The organism is Nonomuraea sp. NPDC051191, assembly GCF_044455665.1.
Lineage (GTDB): Bacteria > Actinomycetota > Actinomycetes > Streptosporangiales > Streptosporangiaceae > Nonomuraea.
In genome coordinates this window covers 338,083-356,111 of the sequence record NZ_JBITEZ010000009.1, presented here as the reverse complement: position 1 = coordinate 356,111, position 18,029 = coordinate 338,083, and the positions used below count along the sequence as shown (strand labels likewise).

General features: G+C 72.9%; 16 protein-coding genes. 6 read left to right on the top strand and 10 right to left on the bottom strand.

Annotation, left to right across the window (positions count from 1 at the left end; translation table 11 throughout):
• Nucleotides 1-26: 26 nt before the first annotated feature.
• Both ACIA8R_RS27135 and ACIA8R_RS27130 read right to left on the bottom strand, forming a co-directional pair.
• Nucleotides 27-1,202 carry a precorrin-6Y C5,15-methyltransferase (decarboxylating) subunit CbiT gene (locus ACIA8R_RS27135; protein WP_397041067.1) on the bottom strand — a complete coding sequence of 392 codons (1,176 nt, stop codon included), beginning with the start codon at nt 1,200-1,202 and terminating at the stop codon, nt 27-29.
• Nucleotides 1,203-1,283: 81 nt separating this feature from the next.
• Complete coding sequence (locus tag ACIA8R_RS27130) at nt 1,284-2,387, bottom strand: GNAT family N-acetyltransferase (protein ID WP_397041066.1); 1,104 nt, start codon at nt 2,385-2,387, stop codon at nt 1,284-1,286.
• A 75-nt stretch (nt 2,388-2,462) separates the two neighbouring features.
• Here ACIA8R_RS27130 and ACIA8R_RS27125 point away from each other — a divergent pair, with 75 nt between their 5' ends.
• Both ACIA8R_RS27125 and ACIA8R_RS27120 read left to right on the top strand, forming a co-directional pair.
• A complete protein-coding gene (locus tag ACIA8R_RS27125; protein ID WP_364092232.1) occupies nt 2,463-2,870 on the top strand; it encodes a DUF2795 domain-containing protein in 408 nt (135 codons plus the stop codon).
• A gap of 3 nt (nt 2,871-2,873) precedes the next feature.
• Complete coding sequence (locus ACIA8R_RS27120; protein ID WP_357705064.1) at nt 2,874-3,884, top strand: Vms1/Ankzf1 family peptidyl-tRNA hydrolase; 1,011 nt, start codon at nt 2,874-2,876, stop codon at nt 3,882-3,884.
• A 20-nt stretch (nt 3,885-3,904) separates the two neighbouring features.
• Here the strand turns inward: ACIA8R_RS27120 and ACIA8R_RS27115 are convergent, their stop codons facing one another.
• The 3 genes from ACIA8R_RS27115 to ACIA8R_RS27105 are packed head-to-tail and all read right to left on the bottom strand — an operon-like array spanning nt 3,905 to nt 6,604.
• Nucleotides 3,905-4,492, bottom strand: coding sequence for a lactate utilization protein C (locus tag ACIA8R_RS27115; protein ID WP_397041064.1), 588 nt, complete (start codon nt 4,490-4,492; stop codon nt 3,905-3,907).
• Nucleotides 4,479-5,876 (bottom strand): lactate utilization protein B, encoded by a 1,398-nt coding sequence (locus tag ACIA8R_RS27110; protein ID WP_397041063.1) that lies wholly within the window; start codon nt 5,874-5,876, stop codon nt 4,479-4,481. Before ACIA8R_RS27110 ends, ACIA8R_RS27115 begins: the two co-directional genes overlap by 14 nt.
• Entirely contained in the window at nt 5,873-6,604 is a 732-nt protein-coding gene (locus ACIA8R_RS27105; RefSeq protein WP_357705058.1) for a (Fe-S)-binding protein, read from the bottom strand. Before ACIA8R_RS27105 ends, ACIA8R_RS27110 begins: the two co-directional genes overlap by 4 nt.
• 84 nt (nt 6,605-6,688) lie before the next feature.
• Here ACIA8R_RS27105 and ACIA8R_RS27100 point away from each other — a divergent pair, with 84 nt between their 5' ends.
• Nucleotides 6,689-7,369 carry an FCD domain-containing protein gene (locus ACIA8R_RS27100; RefSeq protein WP_364092226.1) on the top strand — a complete coding sequence of 227 codons (681 nt, stop codon included), beginning with the start codon at nt 6,689-6,691 and terminating at the stop codon, nt 7,367-7,369.
• Here the strand turns inward: ACIA8R_RS27100 and ACIA8R_RS27095 are convergent.
• On the bottom strand, nt 7,363-8,793 hold the full coding sequence (locus ACIA8R_RS27095) for a sulfatase (RefSeq protein WP_397041061.1): 1,431 nt from the start codon (nt 8,791-8,793) through the stop codon (nt 7,363-7,365). The genes ACIA8R_RS27100 and ACIA8R_RS27095 overlap by 7 nt on opposite strands.
• Before the next feature lie 74 nt (nt 8,794-8,867).
• Between ACIA8R_RS27095 and ACIA8R_RS27090 the strand changes: the two genes are divergently transcribed.
• A complete protein-coding gene (locus ACIA8R_RS27090) occupies nt 8,868-9,869 on the top strand; it encodes an LLM class F420-dependent oxidoreductase (protein WP_357705051.1) in 1,002 nt (333 codons plus the stop codon).
• A gap of 30 nt (nt 9,870-9,899) precedes the next feature.
• Here ACIA8R_RS27090 and ACIA8R_RS27085 read toward each other — a convergent pair whose 3' ends face one another.
• Together ACIA8R_RS27085 and ACIA8R_RS27080 are read right to left on the bottom strand one after the other, a co-directional pair.
• Nucleotides 9,900-11,840 (bottom strand): FtsX-like permease family protein, encoded by a 1,941-nt coding sequence (locus tag ACIA8R_RS27085; RefSeq protein WP_357705049.1) that lies wholly within the window; start codon nt 11,838-11,840, stop codon nt 9,900-9,902.
• Nucleotides 11,837-12,514, bottom strand: coding sequence for an ABC transporter ATP-binding protein (locus ACIA8R_RS27080; protein WP_364092223.1), 678 nt, complete (start codon nt 12,512-12,514; stop codon nt 11,837-11,839). Before ACIA8R_RS27080 ends, ACIA8R_RS27085 begins: the two co-directional genes overlap by 4 nt.
• A gap of 91 nt (nt 12,515-12,605) precedes the next feature.
• Between ACIA8R_RS27080 and ACIA8R_RS27075 the strand changes: the two genes are divergently transcribed.
• Together ACIA8R_RS27075 and ACIA8R_RS27070 are read left to right on the top strand one after the other, a co-directional pair.
• Nucleotides 12,606-13,253, top strand: a complete 648-nt coding sequence (locus ACIA8R_RS27075) for a response regulator transcription factor (RefSeq protein WP_357705044.1) — start codon at nt 12,606-12,608, stop codon at nt 13,251-13,253.
• Nucleotides 13,254-13,299: 46 nt separating this feature from the next.
• On the top strand, nt 13,300-14,040 hold the full coding sequence (locus tag ACIA8R_RS27070; RefSeq protein WP_364092221.1) for a DUF4328 domain-containing protein: 741 nt from the start codon (nt 13,300-13,302) through the stop codon (nt 14,038-14,040).
• A gap of 43 nt (nt 14,041-14,083) precedes the next feature.
• On the opposite strand, the gene ACIA8R_RS27065 is transcribed toward ACIA8R_RS27070, so the two are convergent.
• Nucleotides 14,084-17,725: a DNA polymerase III subunit alpha gene (locus ACIA8R_RS27065; protein WP_397041059.1), complete on the bottom strand. Its 3,642-nt coding sequence runs from the start codon at nt 17,723-17,725 to the stop codon at nt 14,084-14,086.
• Nucleotides 17,725-17,991: a DUF6504 family protein gene (locus ACIA8R_RS27060; protein WP_357705037.1), complete on the bottom strand. Its 267-nt coding sequence runs from the start codon at nt 17,989-17,991 to the stop codon at nt 17,725-17,727. Before ACIA8R_RS27060 ends, ACIA8R_RS27065 begins: the two co-directional genes overlap by 1 nt.
• Between the last annotated feature and the right edge of the window lie 38 nt (nt 17,992-18,029).

Here is an 18,029-nt window from a genome sequence, read left to right as displayed (position 1 = left end):
ACCGATACGTGCCCGTGGGGGACAGGTCACGCTGCGTGCACGGGCCTGGCGTGCACCACGAAGACGGGGTCGGCGGAGGTCAGGCGGTGCGACCCGGCGGCGCCGAGCGTCAGCCCGGACGCCTGGATCCGCGTGCCCTCGGCGCGGTAGCCGTGCTCGCGCAGCAGGGCGAGCACGGCCACGGCCCGCTCGACCGTGCCGAGCGCGCACACCAGCGCGCGGGGCCCGCGGGCGGCGCAGGCCGCGAGCACGTCGGCGCCGCCGCCGCCGACGTAGACGGCGTCGGGGTCGGGCAGCGGTTCGAGCGCGGCCGGCGCCTGTCCCCTGGTCAGAGCCACTTTGACGCCGTGGGCCAGCACGTTGGAACGCAGGCGGGCGCAGGCGGCCTGGTCGCGTTCGACCGCCACGACGGCCGCGCCCAGCCTGGCGCACTCGACGGCGATCTCGCCCTCGCCGGCGCCGACGTCCCAGACCAGGTCGCCGAGCCGGGGACCGAGCTTGGCCAGGACGAACGCCCGCACCTCGGCGGGCAGCCCCTTCCCGGACGGCAGCGCCCACTCCGGCGGCCCCGGCTGCGCCCCGGCCAGCCAGCCGGGCTCTCCCGGCCGGTGCAGCGGGTCGATGACGAGCACCACGTCGGGGTCCTTCCAGGGCCGGGTGGTGGCCTCGCCCATGCGGCTGTGCGTGACGCGCTGCTCGGGGCCGCCCAGGTCCTCGCAGACGATCAGGGCGCGCGGCGTGGTCGGTGCCAGCTCCCTGGCGATCTCGGCGGGGCCGACGCCGGGCGCGACGAGCAGCGCGACCTTGGGGTGGGCGCGGCAGGCGTTCACCACGCGGGCGAGCTGGCCGGGGCCGGAGGGGGCGACGACGAGGGCGTCCTCCCAGTTGAGCCCGGCGCAGGCGAAGGCGCGGCTGATCAGCGAGGTGGCCGGGAGCACGTCCGGCCGGAGGCCGTGCGCCCGTAACGTGCGGACGACTCCGAAGAAGCCGGGATCGCCCTCGGCGACCACGACGGCCGGCCCGCGGCCCTGTCCGAGGTGGCCGTCGAGGGCTTGCAGCAGGTCGCCGTCGTTCGCGGCCCGTCCTTCGACCCTGAGCCGGCCGAGAATGGCGGCGGGGCCGACGACGAGCTCCGCCTCACGCAGCCTGTCCGCGGCCCTGGCCGGCAGCTCGACCCCGTCCCAGCCGACAACCGTGATCATTCAGCCTCACCGTCCTCATCCCCAGGGTGACGGTTCACGCCGGGTTTCACCATGGGTCGGCGGGGCCAGTCCGCTGTGCCCTCAGGCCAGGTCGGACGGGAGGAGGCTGTAGACGACCAGGTCCTCGCCGCCGAGCGCGGCGCGGGCGACGCCCTCGCGGGTGAAGCCGGCCTTCTCCGCCACGCGCTGTGAGCCCGGGTTCGACACCGCCGCCCGCAGTTGCAGCCGGCGGAAGCCGTGGCGCTCGAACAGCCAGCGGGCGATGCCGGTCACGGCCTCGCCCGCGTAGCCGTGGCCGCGGGCCCAGGGGGCGGTCATGTAGCCGACCTCGGCCGTACGGTTGTGCCAGTCGAGGTCCCTGAGGTCCACGTTGGCCACGAAACGGGTGGTCGTGAACTCCTCCGCGGCGAACGCGATGCCCGCGCCCCTCATCCGCATACGTTCGCAGATGTCGATGAAGCCGCGGGCGTGGTCCTCGGTGTAGTCGCGGGGGACGCCGGTCCTGGCCTGGGTGAGCGGGTCGGCGGCGGTGGCGGTCAGGTCGGGGACGTCGGCGAGATTGGGCTGCCTGAGCAGCAGCCGGGGCGTGCGCAGCTCGGTCTTCGGCAGGGCGGGCGCGGGCTCGCCGGAGTCCTCGCGCAGCCGTCCGAGGACGACCAGGTCGTGCGGGCCGTCCTCCTCCAGCACGGCGGCGCGCAGCACGCCTTCCCAGGTGAAGCCCGCTTTGAACGCGACGCGCAGGGAGGCCGGATTGTCCAGGTTCGCGGTCAGGTCGACCCTGCGCAGGGCGGTGGTGGCGAACACCCAGGCGGTCAGGGCGCGTACGGCCTCGGTCGCGTAGCCGCGGCCCCGGTACAGCGGGTGGACGCCGTAGCCGACCTCGGTCGTGCCCGCCGTCCAGGAGGTCTTGAACAGGCTGATGGCGCCCACGATGCGGTCGTCGGCCTCGGTCATGGCCAGGTGCAGGCCCTGCTGCGAGCGGTACAGCTCGTGCACGCCGTGCGTGAGCCACTGGCCGACGCCGGAGGGGTGGACGGGCGCGCCCGGCGGGAGGAAGCGGTCCCCGGGCCCGGACGCGGCCCCGACTGCGGCCTCGACCACGGACCTCACACGGTCGGCGTCACGGGGACCGAACGGCCGCAGCACGAGCCGTCCGGCGGCTATGCGCGCATCGGGATCGAACACGTGCGCACCCTACACACCCACGATGTTTGCCCACGAAAGCGGGGGTAGGGGCCGATCGAGAGGAGTGAGGGAACTATGGAACGTGGGAGCGACAAGCACGGTCCGCGCCTGGACGATCAGCAGAAACACGAGACCGAGGGCATGGTCCGCGGCGGCGGCAGCACGCACGCCGAGGAGTGGAAGGAGACCGAGTCCATGCCCGGGCCCGGCGAGGAGTCATTGCAGTCGTACCCCCCCGGACACGAGCCCGGCACCCCCCAAGGCATCACCCGGCGGGGCGTCGACATCCGCAGCGACCTGGCCAAGTGGCTCAGCGACACCCATTGGCCCGCGTCCAAGGACGATCTGGTCCAGCACGCCCAGGAGGTGGACGCGCCTGACCAGGTGGCCGACATGGTGCAATCCCTTCCCGACCGCCGTTTTGTGAACATCGCCGACGTGGCCAAGGCCCTCGGGCTCGGCCTGGAAGAGCGGAGGTGGTGACCGGTGCGCCTCGACTTCATCCGGCCGCTGTACGAGCGGCGCGGCCCGTACGCCTCGGTCTATCTGGGCGCGCTCACCGAGCCGCAGCGGGAGACGCACTGGCACAGCGTGCGTGACCAGCTCGACGGGACCGACCCCGCCACCATCGACGCCCTGGAGGTGGCCGCCAACCGGCCGGCCCCCGGCCAGGCGCTGTTCGCCACGCACGGGGCCGTGGTGCTGGCCGAGCCGCTGGCGCGGCCGCCGTACGAGCTGGCGACCGTGTCGCCGCTGCCGCACGTCACGCCGATGCTGATGCAGCGCGGCGAGAACGTGCCGCACCTGCGGGTCATCGTGGACCACGCGGGGGCCGAGCTGTCGGTCTTCGGCGGCGGCGCGGCGCGCACGACCACCGTGGAGGCGGCCGACTGGCCGCTGCAGAAGACCGCCCAGGGCGGCTGGTCGCAGAAGCGGTACGAGCGGGGCGCCGAGGAGACGTGGGAGAAGAACGCGGTCGCCGTCGCCCGCGAGATCGACGAGCAGGTCCGCAGGATCGGCGCCGAGCTGATCATCGTGGCCGGCGAGCCGAAGTCGCGCTCCTACCTGCTGCAGCACCTCAGCACCAAGTCCGCCGACCGGGTGATGATGGTCGAGCACGGCAGCCGCTCCGACCACGGCCAGTTCGAGGAGGACGTCGAGCGCGCGCTGGACGACTGGCTCGACCGCCGCCGCGCCGAGCTGCTCGACCGCCACCGCGAGTCCTCGGGGCCGGCGGGCCTGTCCCAGGTCGCGCACGCCCTGCGCGAGGGCAGGGTGCACGCGGTGCTCATGCCCGGCCCGCTCGACCGGAACGTGTGGACCGGCGACGGCGGCACCCAGCTCGCCACCGACCCGGCCGAGCTGCGGCGCTGGGGCGTGGAGCACCCCGTCGAGGAGCGCGCTGACTCGGCCGTGGTCAGGGCGGCCGCCATGACGGACGCCGAGCTGTGGTTCACCGACGACGTGCACGACGTGGCGGCCGTGCTCAGATACTGACGATTTGCGAGGGCGGCCGCTCAGGTGCTGATGATCACTTCGAGCGTCCTGGGGCCGTGCACGCCCTCGACGCGGTTCAGCTCGATGTCGCTGGTCGCCGACGGGCCGCTGATCCAGGTCAGCGGGCGGGCCGGGTCGAGCCTGGCCACCGCCTCGGGCACGCCCGCCACGATCTGATCGGCGCGCACCACGCACACGTGGTGGTCGGGGACCAGCGTCTGCGCCCTGGCGCCCTGGCCGGGCCCGTGGTCGAGGACGATGGTCCCGGTCTCGGCGACGGCCACCGCGCAGGCGGTGAACACCCCGTCGGCGGCGTCCAGCGCGTCCCAGCGCCGGTCGGTCCCGGCCTCCGGGCTGCTCGGCGCCGCCCAGGCGAAGCCGTCCGGGACGATCATCCGGCGGCCCTCGGCCAGCTCGGCCAGCTTGCCGGGCACCTCCGCGTCGGGGAGCACGTGCACGACGGCCCGGTAGTCGCGCACCCGCTCGGCGAACAGGCCCACCACGTCGTCCACCTGCGGGCGGGTCCGGTAGTGCCGGGCGACCTCCACCTCGGGCGCGTCCGCGACCGCCTTCCTGACCTTGGCCAGGATCTCTTCACGCGCGCCCATCGTCACGCTCCCACCAGTCTCTAAAGGATTCTTCAGGGATGTCCGGCACGTCCCGGGTGTCGGTCCAGGCCGACAGCGGGCCGGGGAGCCGACGTCTGGGCACCAGCCGGCGCAGCCGGCCCGCCAGCCGCTGCGCCCTGGCCAGCCGCGCCTGGTCGCCCAGCACCCAGCCGGCGGCCTTCATGCCCGCGCGCTCGGCCGCCGCGTGCGGCGCCTTGGCCCGCAGGTCCACCAGCACCTCCGGGATGTCGATGGCCACCGGGCAGACCTCCAGGCAGGCCCCGCACAGGCTGGAGGCGAACGGCAGCGAGGCGTCCAGGTCCGAGGACATGCCCCTGAGCTGCGGGGTGAGGATGGCCCCGATCGGCCCGGGATAGACCGAGCCGTACGCGTGGCCGCCCGCGCGTTCGTAGACGGGGCAGACGTTCAGGCAGGCCGAGCAGCGGATGCAGCGCAGCGCCTGGCGGCCGACCTCGTCGGCGAGCACGTCGGTGCGGCCGTTGTCGAGCAGCACCAGGTGGAAGTCCTGGCCCTCGGTGGCGCCGGTCCACGTGCTGGTGTACGGATTCATCCGCTCACCTGTGGAGCTGCGCGGAAGAAGCTGGAGGAAGACCTCCAGATCCTGCCAGGACGGCAGGAGCTTCTCGATGCCGACGACGCTGATGAGCGTCTCGGGGAGGGTCAGGCACATGCGGCCGTTGCCCTCCGACTCCAGCACGACCAGCGTGCCGGTTTCGGCGATCATGAAGTTGGCGCCGGAGACGGCGACCTTGCTCTTGAGGAAGCGTTCGCGCAGGTGGAGCCGGGCGGCCTCGGCCAGGGCGGGCGGCTCGTCGGTGAGGCCGGGGGGCGCGCCGGGCATGTGGTCGAGGAAGATCTCGCGGATCTCCGACCTGTTGCGGTGGATCGCGGGGACCAGGATGTGGCTGGGGAAGTCGTCCCCGAGCTGCACGATCAGCTCGGCCAGGTCCGTCTCGTACGCGGTGATCCCGCGCCGGGCCAGCGCCTCGTTGAGCCCGATCTCCTGGGTGGCCATCGACTTGACCTTGACCACCTCGGTCTCGCCGGTGGCCGCGACCAGGTCGCCGACGATGCGGTTGGCCTCGTCGGCGTCCCTGGCCCAGTGGACGGTGCCGCCCGCCCGCCGGACGGCCTCCTCAAGCTGGAGCAGGTAGCGGTCGAGGTGGCGGAGGGTGTGGTCCTTGACGGCCTTGCCGGCGGCGCGCAGTTCGGCCCAGTCGGGCAGCTCGCCGACGACGGCGGCGCGCTTGCCGCGAATGGTGTGAGTGGCTTTCCGGAGGTTGAACCGGAGTTGCGAGTCCTCCACGGCTTTCGCCGCATTTTTCGGGAAATTTCCGGGCATGCCGAGGAATGTTGCGCTCATGGGGTCTCTTCCGTGGCTGCGAGGATTTCCGCCAGGTGCATCGTCCTGACTCCCGTCTTCTGGCGGCTCAGGGTGCCGCCGATGTGCATCAGGCACGAGTTGTCGGCCGCGCAGATCACCTCGGCGCCCGTGTCGAGGATGCCGCGCACCTTGTCGGCCCCCATGGCGGCCGACACCGCCGGGTTCTTGACCGCGAACGTGCCGCCGAAGCCGCAGCACTCCTCCGCTCCGGGCAGCGGCACGAGCTCCAGGCCCCGGACCTTCCGCAGCAGCCGGGTGGGCCGGTCGCCGAGATGCAGCCCGCGCAGCGAATGGCACGTCGGGTGATATGTCACCCGGTGCGGGAAATATGCGCCAACGTCGTCGACTTTCAGGACGTCCAGCAGGAACTCGCTCAGCTCGTACACCTTGGGCACGACCTCGGCCACGGCCGCCGCGCCCCTGCTGCCCGGCCGCACCAGCTTCGGGTACTGCTCGCGCACCATGGCCGCGCACGACCCGGACGGCGCCACGACGGCGTCGTACCCGGCGAACACCTCGGTGAACTTCCTGGCCAGCCGCACGCCCTCCGCCCGGTAACCGGTGTTGACGTGCATCTGCCCGCAGCACGTCTGGGCGACGGGGAAGTCCACGTCGCAGCCCAGCCTGCGCAGCAGCGACACGACGGCCTTGCCGGTGCCCGGGAAGAGCGTGTCGTTCACGCAGGTGATGAACAGGGCGACTCGCACGACTCTCCCAATGAATGGTCTGACCACTGTATGGTCAGACCATACCCAACCACACTGTTCCGGGCCAGCACCGGGGAGGCATCGGTGAAACGCACACGGGCGTTCGAGGACGTGCTCGCCCAGATCGAACGGCGCATCGCCGAGGACGGCCTGACCGTGGGCGACCGGCTGCCGGGCGAACGCCGGCTGGCCGAGCAACTGGGCGTCGGCCGCTCGTCCGTACGCGAGGCGCTGCGCGTCCTGGAGACCCTGGGCGTGGTGTCCTCGCAGGTGGGACGGGGACCGGAGGCGGGGGCCGTGCTGACCTCGCGGCCCGACACCGCGCTGACCGACCTGCTCCGGCTCAACCTGGGCCTGGCCACCCTGGAGCAGCGCGAGGTCGTGGACGCCCGGCTGATGATCGAACGCTGGTCGGCCGCGCACGCGGCGGCGACCCGGGCCGGCACCTCGGCCCTGGACGCCGCGATCGAGGGCATGGACCGGGCGGGCACGGCCGAGGAGTTCGTGGAGCACGACACGGCCTTCCACTGCGCGATCGCGGACGCCTCGGGCAACCGGCTCATCGCCGCCATCATGCGCTCACTCCGGGACGCGATGCGCAGGAACGCCATAGAGGCGGTCGAACGCCTCGGCGACCCGTCCGTGCTGCGCGCCGACCACGAGCGCATCCGCGCGGCCATCGCGGCCGGCGACCCGGACGAGGCCCAGCAGGCGGTCACCGACCACCTGGCGCACGCCTACCCCGCCCTGTTCCCCGGTCACTGACGCAGGTCGGCCTCCCGGCACCCGGCGCCCGAGCAGGCCCGCATCGCCTGGAGCCGGGTGTCGAGCCCGAGCAGCAGCGCCGGGTCGGCAGTGGCCGCGAGGTTGTCGAGCTGGTACGGGTCGGCGGTCAGGTCGTAGAGCTGCCGCTCCCCCGTGTCGTACCTGACGTAGGTGTAGCGGTCGGTGCGCAGCGCCTGGTAGGAGGGCACCGGCGTCTGGGCCGCCGACGACCGGTTGACCGGCCTGTTGAACTCGACCAGCACGTTCCTGCGCCACTGGGCGGGCGGGCTGCCGCGCAGCAGCGGCACCAGCGAGCGCCCCTCGGTGAACGACGGCACGGCGGCCCCGCCCAGCGCGGCGATCGTCGGCGCGATGTCGACGGTCGCGCCGAGCTGCCCGATCGCCGAGCCCGGCTTGATCCCCGGCCCGCGCACCACGAACGGGACCTTGATCGCCTCCTCGAACGGCGTCGTCTTGCCCTGGGTGAGCCGATGCGTGCCGAGATGGAAGCCGTTATCGGAGGTGAAGACGATGTAGGTGTTGTCGAGCTTGCCGGACGCGCGCAGCGTCTCGACCACCGACCGGACCAGGTCGTCCACGCCGAGCATCGAGCGCAGCCTCCGGCGGTGGCGCTCGTCGACCCGGTCGATGTCCTCCTGGCTCAGCGGGGGCAGGGAGCGCAGCCACAGCGGCTCCTTGCTCACGTCGACCTGGTTGAACGACGGCGTGCGCGGCGCGCCGACCTCGGGGAGGTCGGCGACGTGCCGGACCGCCGGGTTGGCCGGGTTGTGCGGGCCGATGGGCGTCAGGTAGAGGAAGAAGGGGTCGTCGGAGCCGGTGATGAAGTCGCTCGCCTTGGCCGCCAGCACGTCGGACAGGTAGTCCTGCTCCGACCAGCCGTAGTCGTACAGGTCGCCGTTCTCGTTGAGACGGTAGCCGTACTCCTCGTAGAGCTTGCGGACCGGGACGTCCCATTCGTCCCAGCCGGGCGGCACGTACGCGGCGTCGGCGGTCGCGCCGGGATAGTGGTTCAGGAACTTGCCCATCAGCGCGGTGCGGTAGCCGGCCTGCTGCATCCACGTGCCGATCGTGGAACGTTCCAGATCCAGCGAATGGAAGCGGTCGAACCCCCCTTCGGGGGCGGTGTTGGTCAGGACGCCATGGCTGTGGACGTACTGGGACCGCAGGATCGACGTGCGCGAAGGGCAGCACCAGGAGTTCGTCACGAAGAAGTGGTCGAAGGAGGCGCCCTTGGCGACCAGCTCCGAGGTGATGGTCGGAAAGTAGGGCAGCACGCCGCTCTCCAGGTCGTCGGCCATCACGAACACGATGTTCGGCCGCGCGGCGCTCACGGCCATCGTCGGCTCGGCCGCCGGCGACAGCAGGAGCAGCAGGCAGAAGAGACGACAGAGACTCTTGAGCACAATGTCTGATCTCCCCGGAGGATCACGCATTGACACTGCGGCGTCGGTAATGGAACTTTATTCCGGAGGTACGTATGAAGCTCGGCCTGAATCTCGGCTACTGGCAGCGCGGCGCCGACGACGCCACGGAGACCGTCCTGGCCGCCGAACGCCTCGGCTACGACTCGGTGTGGACCGCCGAGGCGTACGGCAGCGACGTGTTCACGCCCCTGGCCTGGTACGGCGCGCGTACGAGCCGGATCAAGCTGGGCACGTCGGTGGCGCAGATCTCGGCCCGCCCGCCGGTCACCACCGCGATGACCGCGATGACGCTCGACCACCTGACCGGCGGCCGGCTGCTGCTCGGCCTCGGCGCCTCCGGCCCGCAGGTGGTGGAGGGCTGGTACGGGCAGCCGTTCGCCAGACCCCTGGCCAGGACCCGCGAGTACGTCGAGATCATGCGCCGCGTGTGGCGCCGCGAGGAGCCCGTGACCAGCGACGGCGAGCACTACCCGCTCCCCCTGGCGGGCGGCCTGGGCAAGCCGCTCAAGCTCATCACCCACCCGCTGCGCCCCGAGATCCCCGTCTACCTCGGCGCGGAGGGCCCGAAGAACGTCGCCCTGGCGGCCGAGATCGCGCAGGGCTGGCTGCCGCTGTTCGCCTTCCCCGGCCGGATCGAGGAGATGTACGGCGACGCGCTGGCGGCCCGGAGCCCCGGCTTCGAGATCGCCGCCATGGTGATGGTCGTCATCTCCGACGACGTCAGGGCCGCCCTCGACGGCGTCAAGATGATGCTGACGCTCTACATCGGCGGCATGGGCGCCAAGCAGCGCAACTTCCACGCCGACATCATCGGCCGCATGGGCTTCGCCGAAGCCGCCGAGCACATCCAGGCCCTCTACCTGGCCGGCCGCAAGGACGAGGCGTTCCGGGCGATCCCGGACGAGCTGGCCGACGGCATCTCGCTCGTCGGCCCGCCCGGCCGGATCAGGGAACGGCTCGACCTGTGGCACAAGAGCCCGGTCACCAGCCTGCTGGTCATGGGACCGCGCGACGAGCAGTCGCTGCGCACGGTCCGCGACCTCGTGCTCGGCTGAGCGGCCAGTTCGGACACCCGGTCCGGGTGGTCAGTCCGGGCGCGGCGCCGGGTCGTCGGTCACCGAGCGCAGCAGTGGCCTGCTCAGCGCGCCCGCGCCGATCACGCCCCCGAAGCCCGCGGCCACGCAGACCAGCAGCGTGACCACCCCGGTCGTGCTGATCCCGCCGATCATGAACGGTATCGCGCAGAACGCGCCCACCAGGATCGCGCCGCCGCCCATCACGGCCATCGGGATCAGCGTCTCGGCCCGCCGGGCCCGGTCCAGGACCTCCAGGGGCGTGCCGGCCAGCCGCAGCAGCGCGTACGTCTGCCGCCGGTCCAGCACCGACGACGCCGCGGTGATCCCCGCACTGGCGATCGCCACGAGGAACGACACCGACAGCACCACGATCGTGCCCACGCGCACGTCGGCGAGGATCTGCAGGCCGAAGCGCTGGTCGTCGGCCTTCGTCGTCGGGGTGTGCCCCGGCACGAGATCGCTCAGCACGGTGCGCGCCCGGTCGACCACGACATCGTCGGCGCCGCTGCCGAGCGCCGCGACCACGGTGTGCTTGGTGGTCTTCACCGTGGCCGTGATGCCCGCCCGGCCGAGCCGGTCGCGGGCCTGGTCGGCCACCTTCGACACCTCGCCCACCGGCGCCGCGACGCTGAGCTGGGCGGGCCCGGTGTCCCCGCCGAACGCGCCGGGGCTGAGCAGGCCGAGGAACCCGGCCACGAAGCCGGTCAGGGCCACGCCGCTGACGGTCCGCCAGGCCGAGCGCGGATCGTCCACGAGCCTGCGGGCCGCCAGCAGCCGCGCGGGCCGGCGCGCGGTCCCGGCCGCGACCTTGCCGATGAGGCCGACCACCCACGGGCCGGCCAGGTTCAGGCACAGGAACGCCAGTCCGAGCGCCACGGCCACGATCGCCACGCTGGTCCCCCTGGTGAGCAGCGGGAACGCGGCCAGCACCGCGAGCAGCGCGAGGACGCGGACGAACCGCATGCCGGGCGGCGTCTCGCGCTTGGCCACGCCCAGCGGGCTGACCACGACCCGGCGCAGCCCGACCACCGCCGACACCCCCACCAGCAGCGGCACCGCGACCAGCACGCCGGCCAGGATCAGCAGGTTCGGGAACAGGTCCGCGACGAACCAGGTGCCGCCCTGGATCGGGATGCGCGCCAGCAGCGGCACGGCCGCCCCGAACGCGACCGCCCCGGCCAGCGCCCCGGCGAAGGCCACCAGCACGGCCTCGGCCACCGTCATGCCGATCACCTGGCCCGGCGTGGCGCCGACCAGCCTGAGCGCGGCCAGCCGCTGGTCGCGCCGGGCGACCGTGAGCCTGGCCGCCGCGCCGCCGAACACCAGCAGCGGCACGACCATGAGCACGCTGGCGATCAGCGCCAGCACCTGGTATGCGGTGGCGTCCTCGCTGGGCGTGCCCGCCAGGGTGGCGACCTTGACCGGCGGCTTGCCGAGGATCCAGTCGTCGCTGCGCTCGGCGGTCATCGCGGGCGAGTCCGGGGCGTGGCCGACGACCGCGACCAGCTCCTCGGGCTGGACCAGCGCCTCCGGACCCAGGACGCCCTTCGGCGCCGGGTAACGCTTGGCGAGCTGGTCGGCGGGCAGCCGGGCGGCCAGCTCGGACAGGGCGGGCGACAGCCACACCTCGCCGGGCGCGGGGAAGTGCGGCATGCCGGGCGGGGCGGGCGCCCCCGGCTTGAGCGCGGCCAGGTCGACGACGGTGATCGCCTGGTCCCCCACGTAGTCGAAGCGGCTCGCCTCGACGGCGACCGCCGCGTCCTTCTGGGCCGCCGCCACCGGGTTGCGCCAGGCGCTGCGGTCGGCCCTGGCGTCGAAGGCGACGTTCGCGGCGACGGCGAACAGCAGCAGCGCCGTGGCCACCGCGACCGCGCCGAAGGTGAGCCAGGTGCCCAGCATGCCCCTGCGCCCGCCGCCCTTGAGCAGCCGCCAGGTCAGGTCGAAGTTCACGCGGTCACCCCGTGGGCGAGCAGGCGGCCGTCGCGGACCTCGACCGTGCGGTCGCACCAGGCGGCCACGTTGGGGTCGTGCGTGACGACGATCAGGCAGGCCCCGTTGTGCCTGGTCGCCTCGGTGAGCAGGCGCATCGTGTCCTGGCCGGTCTGCTGGTCGAGCGCGCCGGTGGGCTCGTCGGCGAAGACCACGGCGGGCTTGCTCACCAGCGCCCTGGCGATGGCCACGCGCTGGGCCTGGCCGCCGGACAGCTCGCCGGGCCGCCGGGCCTCCATCTGGTGCAGGCCGAGCAGCGGGAACCACTCGCGCGCCTGCCGTACGGCCTGGACGCGCGGCACGCCGCCCAGCATGAGCGGGAGCGCCACGTTCTCCTCGGCGGGCAGCTCCGGCAGGAGCTGGCCGAACTGGAAGACGAAGCCGAAGCGGGTGCGCCGCAGGGCGCTGCGCTGGCGTTCGCCCATCGCGTCGATGCGCTGGCCCAGCAGGTGGACCTCGCCGTCGTCCGGCTTCATGATCCCGGCCAGGCAGTGGAGGAGGGTCGACTTGCCGGAACCGCTCGGGCCCATGATGGCCACGGCCTCGGCCGCCCGTACCGTGATGTCCACGCCGCCCAGGGCGACCGTCTGCCCGAACCGCTTGGCCAGGGCTCGTCCAACAAGCACGTCGTTCATGGGCTCCAGCCTTCCGGGACAGGGGGTGCCGGCGGATCGGCCGTGCGTCCATTTCGGCCTCGGCCGAACGGCTGATCCTTAGAGTTGAGCCGTGACTATTCGGGTTCTCATCGCCGACGACCAGCAGCTGGTACGCACCGGCTTTCAAATGATCTTGGACGCACAACCGGACATGGAGGTCGTGGCCGCCGTGGCCGACGGCGCCGAGGCCGTGGCCGAGGCCAGGCGGCTGCGGCCGGACGTGTGCCTGCTCGACATCAGGATGCCCAAGCTCGACGGGCTGGAGGTGACCCGCGTGCTGTCCGGGCCGGGCGTGGAGAACCCGATGCGGGTGGTCATCGTCACCACCTTCGACCTCGACGAGTACGTCTACGGCGCGCTGCGCGCCGGGGCCACCGGCTTCCTGCTCAAGGACAGCGGCCCCACGCTGCTCATCGAGGCGGTCAGGGCGGCCGCCGGCGGGGACGCGCTGGTGTCGCCGTCGGTCACCGTACGGCTGCTGCAGCACCTGACCCAGCCCAGGCGGGCGGCCGAGCCGCCGAACGGCGCGCTGACCGACCGCGAGCTGGACGTCGTGCGCCTGGTGGCCAGGGGACGCACCAACCAGGAGGTGGCCGCCGAGCTGTTCGTGTCGCTGTCGACGGTGAAAACGCACCTCGGCAGCATCCAGGCCAAGCTCGGTGTCCGCAATCGAGTGGGAATCGCAGCTTGGGCGTGGGAATCCGGCGTGGTGAGCTGATTAACAGCGGTGCTCACGGGATACAAGTGAGTCAGAACCTCAGCGCATGGCCCGGGGGGAGAACATCGTGCGCTACGCCCAGGCACCGCCAACCAAAGCAGCTTCCGCCGTCTACGTGACGCTCGCCGCGCAGGTCCTCTCCCTGGGCGCCCTCGTGGTCTTCGAGCGGTCCAGCGGCCGTCATCTCGCCGTCCAGCTCGCCGCGTTCGGCGGCCGTCCCCATGGGGCGCAGGCCGAGGCGGTCGTGGGGGCGGTGACGATGTTCGCGGTGCTGATGATGCTGGTCGCGGGCACCTCCGTCGCCGCCGCGGCCGCCTACGTGACCTGGCTGGTGCGCGCCCGCCAGGTCAAGGACCGTTCCAGCCCCACCGGGCCGGTCGCGGCCGCCTGGCTGATCCCCGTCGTCAACCTGGTCGCGCCCGCGCTGCTGGTCGACGACGTGTGGCAGCGGGCCAAGCCGCCGGCCGGGCGGCGCGGGCGGTGGCTCGCGCTGCTGACGGCGTGGTGGCTGAGCTGGCTGGCCATGCTGACGCTGATCACGGTCCGCCTGCCGCTGGAGTCCTCCTCCGACGGGCTGACCGGGGTGGGGTTGCTGGAGCTGGCCGGCGCGGTGACGGCGGCCCTGCTGTGCGCCGCCACCGTCCGCGAGGTCACCCGCGTCCAGCGGCTCGACGTGGCCGGACGGCTGCGCGAGGCGGTCGCCGAGGCCGCGCCCGGCCCCGAGGTCGTGACCCGCCTGACCACCCGGCCCGCCCAGGGCTCGACCCCGTTCGGCCACACCGGCTAGCCGTGGCGGCCACGCGGGCTCTGTCGGGTCAGAAGCTGCCGGGTCAGGCCGCCGTCGGGCCCGAGCTGCCGGGGCTGGCGTGCCAGAGCTGCCGGGGCGGGGCGGCGATGGCGGGGCCGAGGTCGGAGTAGGGCGAGAGCCGGAAGCCGTTGGCGTACTCGATCTTCCGTCCGCCGACGCCCTGCGACTGTTCCGGGGCCTGGTCGAGCAGGGCGCGGACCGCCTCGACGCCCTCCGCGCGCCACAGCGCGTCCAGGTCGGTCAGGTTCCAGCAGTCCACGGCGCGCATGGAGACCGCGCGGGCCCCCGTACGGCGGACCACTCCCCTGGCGAGCATGAGCCACGAGCCGAACACCGTCGCCGCGCACCTGCCCTGCACCGACTCGAAGAACGTCAGGTCGATCGGGCCCGTCGAGTCGTCGAGGGTGGTGAAGATGACCCGCTGCCCCGAGCGCACGGCGGGCGTCTGGGTGGCCACCTTCACCCCGGCGACCAGCACCTCCGCGCCGTTGCGCTGGGCGAGCAGGTCCTTGGAGCGCACGACCCCGAGCGCGTCGAGCAGCTCGTCGTGGAAGCTGATGACGTGCCGGCTGACGTCGATGCCCAGGATCTCCAGCTCGGCCTCGACCATCTCCGTCTCCGTCATCTCGGGCAGCTCGCCGGGCGGCAGGTGCTCGCCGAAGCCGAGCGGGAGCTGCGTGGACGGCTGCTCGGCCCGGGGGCGGGGCGCCGCCGCGGTGTAGCGCCTGGACCGGGGCGCGGCCGAGCGCACGCCGATCGACGACGCCCGTTCCAGCGCGCCCACCTGGGCGATCAGGTCACGCCGGGTCAGCTCTCCCGGACGCCAGCGGGGACCGCCGGGACGCAGGCCGTGCAGCGCGTCGAGGCCGCCGACCTGGACGATGCGCTCGATGGTCGGACGCGAGGGCCGGGCCCGGTCCCAGAAGTCGGCCAGCGACGTGTACGGCTGCCCCGCCACCATGCGTTCGACCTCTGCCTCGCTCACCCCCTTGACCGCCGAGAACGGCACCCGCAGCGCGTAACCGCGGCCGATCTCCCCGATCCGGAACTCCTGCCGCACCGGACGCCGCTCCTCCCCCAGCTCCGACGGGCTCACCCGCAGCCGCAGCGGCGGACGCGGGCCGAGCCGCTCCACCCGCCAGTCCTTGCCGGACCCGTTGACGTCGAGCGGCAGGATCTCGACCCCGCACTGGCGGGCCTCGTCGATGATGACGCGCGACGGGTACATGCCGGGCTCGTGGGTGAGCACCCCGGCGAAGAACGCCGCCGCGTGGTGCCGCTTGAGCCAGGCCGACTGGTAGGTGGGCAGCGCGAACGCCGCCGCGTGCGCCTTGCAGAACCCGAACGCGCCGAACGCGTCGAGCACCTTCCAGGCCCGCTCCACCGCCGCGTCGCCGAACCCGTTGGCCCTGGCCAGCGGCACGAACGCCTTGCGCACCCGCTCCCGGCCCGCCGGCGTGTCCAGGGTGCGCCGCAACGTCTCGGCGAAGGACAGGTCACGTCCCGTCATGACCGAGATGACCTTCAGCACCTGCTCGTGGAAGACGACCACGCCGTGCGTCTCCTTCAGCGCCTCGCGCAGCCGCTCGTGCGGGTAGTACGGCCGCCGCCACCCGTGCCTGGCCTCCAGGTACGGGGTGACCATGTCGGAGTTGACCGGCCCCGGCCGGAACAGGGAGATGTCCACGATCAGGTCGTGCATCCGGCGCGGCTCCAGCTTGGCCACCAGCTCGCGCTGGCCCGGCGACTCGATCTGGAAGCAGCCGAGCGTGCGGCTGGCGCAGATCATGTCGTAGGTCTCCTGGTCGTCGTGCGGGACGTACTCGACGCCGGGGTCGTCGCCGGTCTGCTCGTCGAGCCTGACCTCGATGTCGTCCACGCGTTTGATCTCGCTCAGCGCGTACGCCATGGCCGACTGCATGCGCACGCCCAGGACGTCCAGCTTGAGCAGGCCGGCCTCCTCCACGTCGTCCTTGTCGAACTGGGACATCGGGAACTCCAGCAGGCTGCGTTCCACCGGCGTCCTGTCGCGCAGGCCCGAGTTGCCGACCAGCACGCCGCACGGGTGCAGCGCGATGTGCCTGGGCAGCCCGTCGAGCCTCTCGGCCAGCCGGAACACCCGGTCGAGCCCGGCCTCGCCGAGCCGGCTCTCGCGCAGCTCGGGCAGGTCGGCCAGGGACGCGGTGATCTGCCTGGCCCTGATGTGCGGGAACGCCTTGGCGATGGCGTCGATCTCGTGCGGGGGCAGGCCCATCGCGCCGGCGACGTCCCTGATGGCGCTGCGCGCCCGGTAGGTCTCCATCATGGACACGCAGGCCACGCGGGCCTCGCCGTAGCGTTCGAAGATGGCCTTGTAGCAGTCGAGCCGGCGGGCCGACTCCACGTCCACGTCGATGTCGGGCAGGCCGACGCGCCCTTCCGACAGGAAGCGCTCCATGAGCAGGCCGTGTTCGAGCGGGTTCACCTCGCCGATACCGATGAGGTAGTTGACCAGGCTGCCGGCGCCCGAGCCGCGGATGGCGCAGCGGATGTCCATGCCGCGGATCATGTCGGTGATGCCGGCCACGGCGATGAAGTACCCGGACAGGCGCTTGCGCTCGATGACGTCCAGCTCGGCCCGCAGGCGTTCCCTGGCCTGCGGTGAGCGGTCGAGGCCGCGCCTGACCAGGCCGTCCTCGACGCGGTTGCGCAGCAGCGGCACCGGGTCGCGGCCGATCTCGGGCAGGTTGAGGTCGGGCGGGTCGTTCCTGAGCGCGAGCAGCCGCAGCGGGTCCATCGAGCACGCCTCGGCCAGGCGCCTGGTGGTGAACAGCAGCCGGGCCACCCGTTCCCGGTCGGCGCCGCAGACCTTGGCCGCCACCTGCCACATCTCCTTGGTGCTCTTGAGGTAGGCGTGCGAGGTGGTGCGTTCCAGGTGCCGCGGGTGCAGCGGGACGAGCTGGCGGGCCGCGTCGAGCACGTCCCCGACCTGGTGGTCGGCCGGGTCGAGGTAGCGGGCGGCGTTGGTCAGCACGGCCGGCACGCCGGCGGACTCGGCCAGGCCGAGCATGCGGACGGCCGTGGTGGCGTCGCGGAAGCCGTACTGGTCGACCAGTTCGATCACCACGCCGGGGACGGCGGCGCGCCACAGGCCGAGCAGCGTCCTGGCGTGCTCGTCGCGGCGTTCGGCGATCGCGCGGCCGACGTCGGAGCGCGGCCCGAGCAGCACCACGAGCCCGTCCTCGGCGCCGAACCCGTGGTCGCCGCCCTGCGGCCCGGCCCAGGCGCCGAGCAGCTCGCGGGTCACCTTGGGCGCGCCGCGTTCCCCGGCGGCGTGCGCGGCGGTGACCAGGCGGCACAGCCGTGACCAGCCGCCGGCGCGGGCCAGCACGGTGACCCGGTCCTCGGCGCCGGGACCGGTCCTCGGCCGCGGCGGGCGGAGGCCGGGCGCCGGGGTGGAGGCCGGGACGTCGAGCGCCAGGTTCACGCCGACCACGGGGGCGATCCCGGCGTCCGCGCACGCCTGGACGTGCTTGACCGCGCCGTAGAGCCCGTCGCGGTCGGTCAGCGCGAGGATGTCCATGCCGTGCTCGGACGCCCGGTCCACCAGGGCGCGCGGGAAGGCGGTGCCGTACCGCATGGAGTACGCCGAGGCCACGTGGAGGTGCGGGAACGGGGGCGCCATCAGTCCCACGCCCGCAGCAGCAGCCAGCCGTTCCCGGCGGTGTCGTAGCGCAGCTCGTACGAGCCCACCTCGCGCCCCGGGCTCGCCTCCACCCGCCAGAAGCGGCGCTCGCCGGGGTCGCCCTCGCCGGTCTTCCACCACTCGCGCGCCACGACCCAGTGGTCGAGCACGTTGCGGACGAGGTAGAGCCGGTCGCGCCAGACGAATTGGGTCGGCTCGCCGTCTCTGGTCCACACCTCTATCGGATCGCCATAGAGTCTGCTCAAGACGCTTCTCCCCGCGGCTCTGGTTCGTTTGCTGAGCC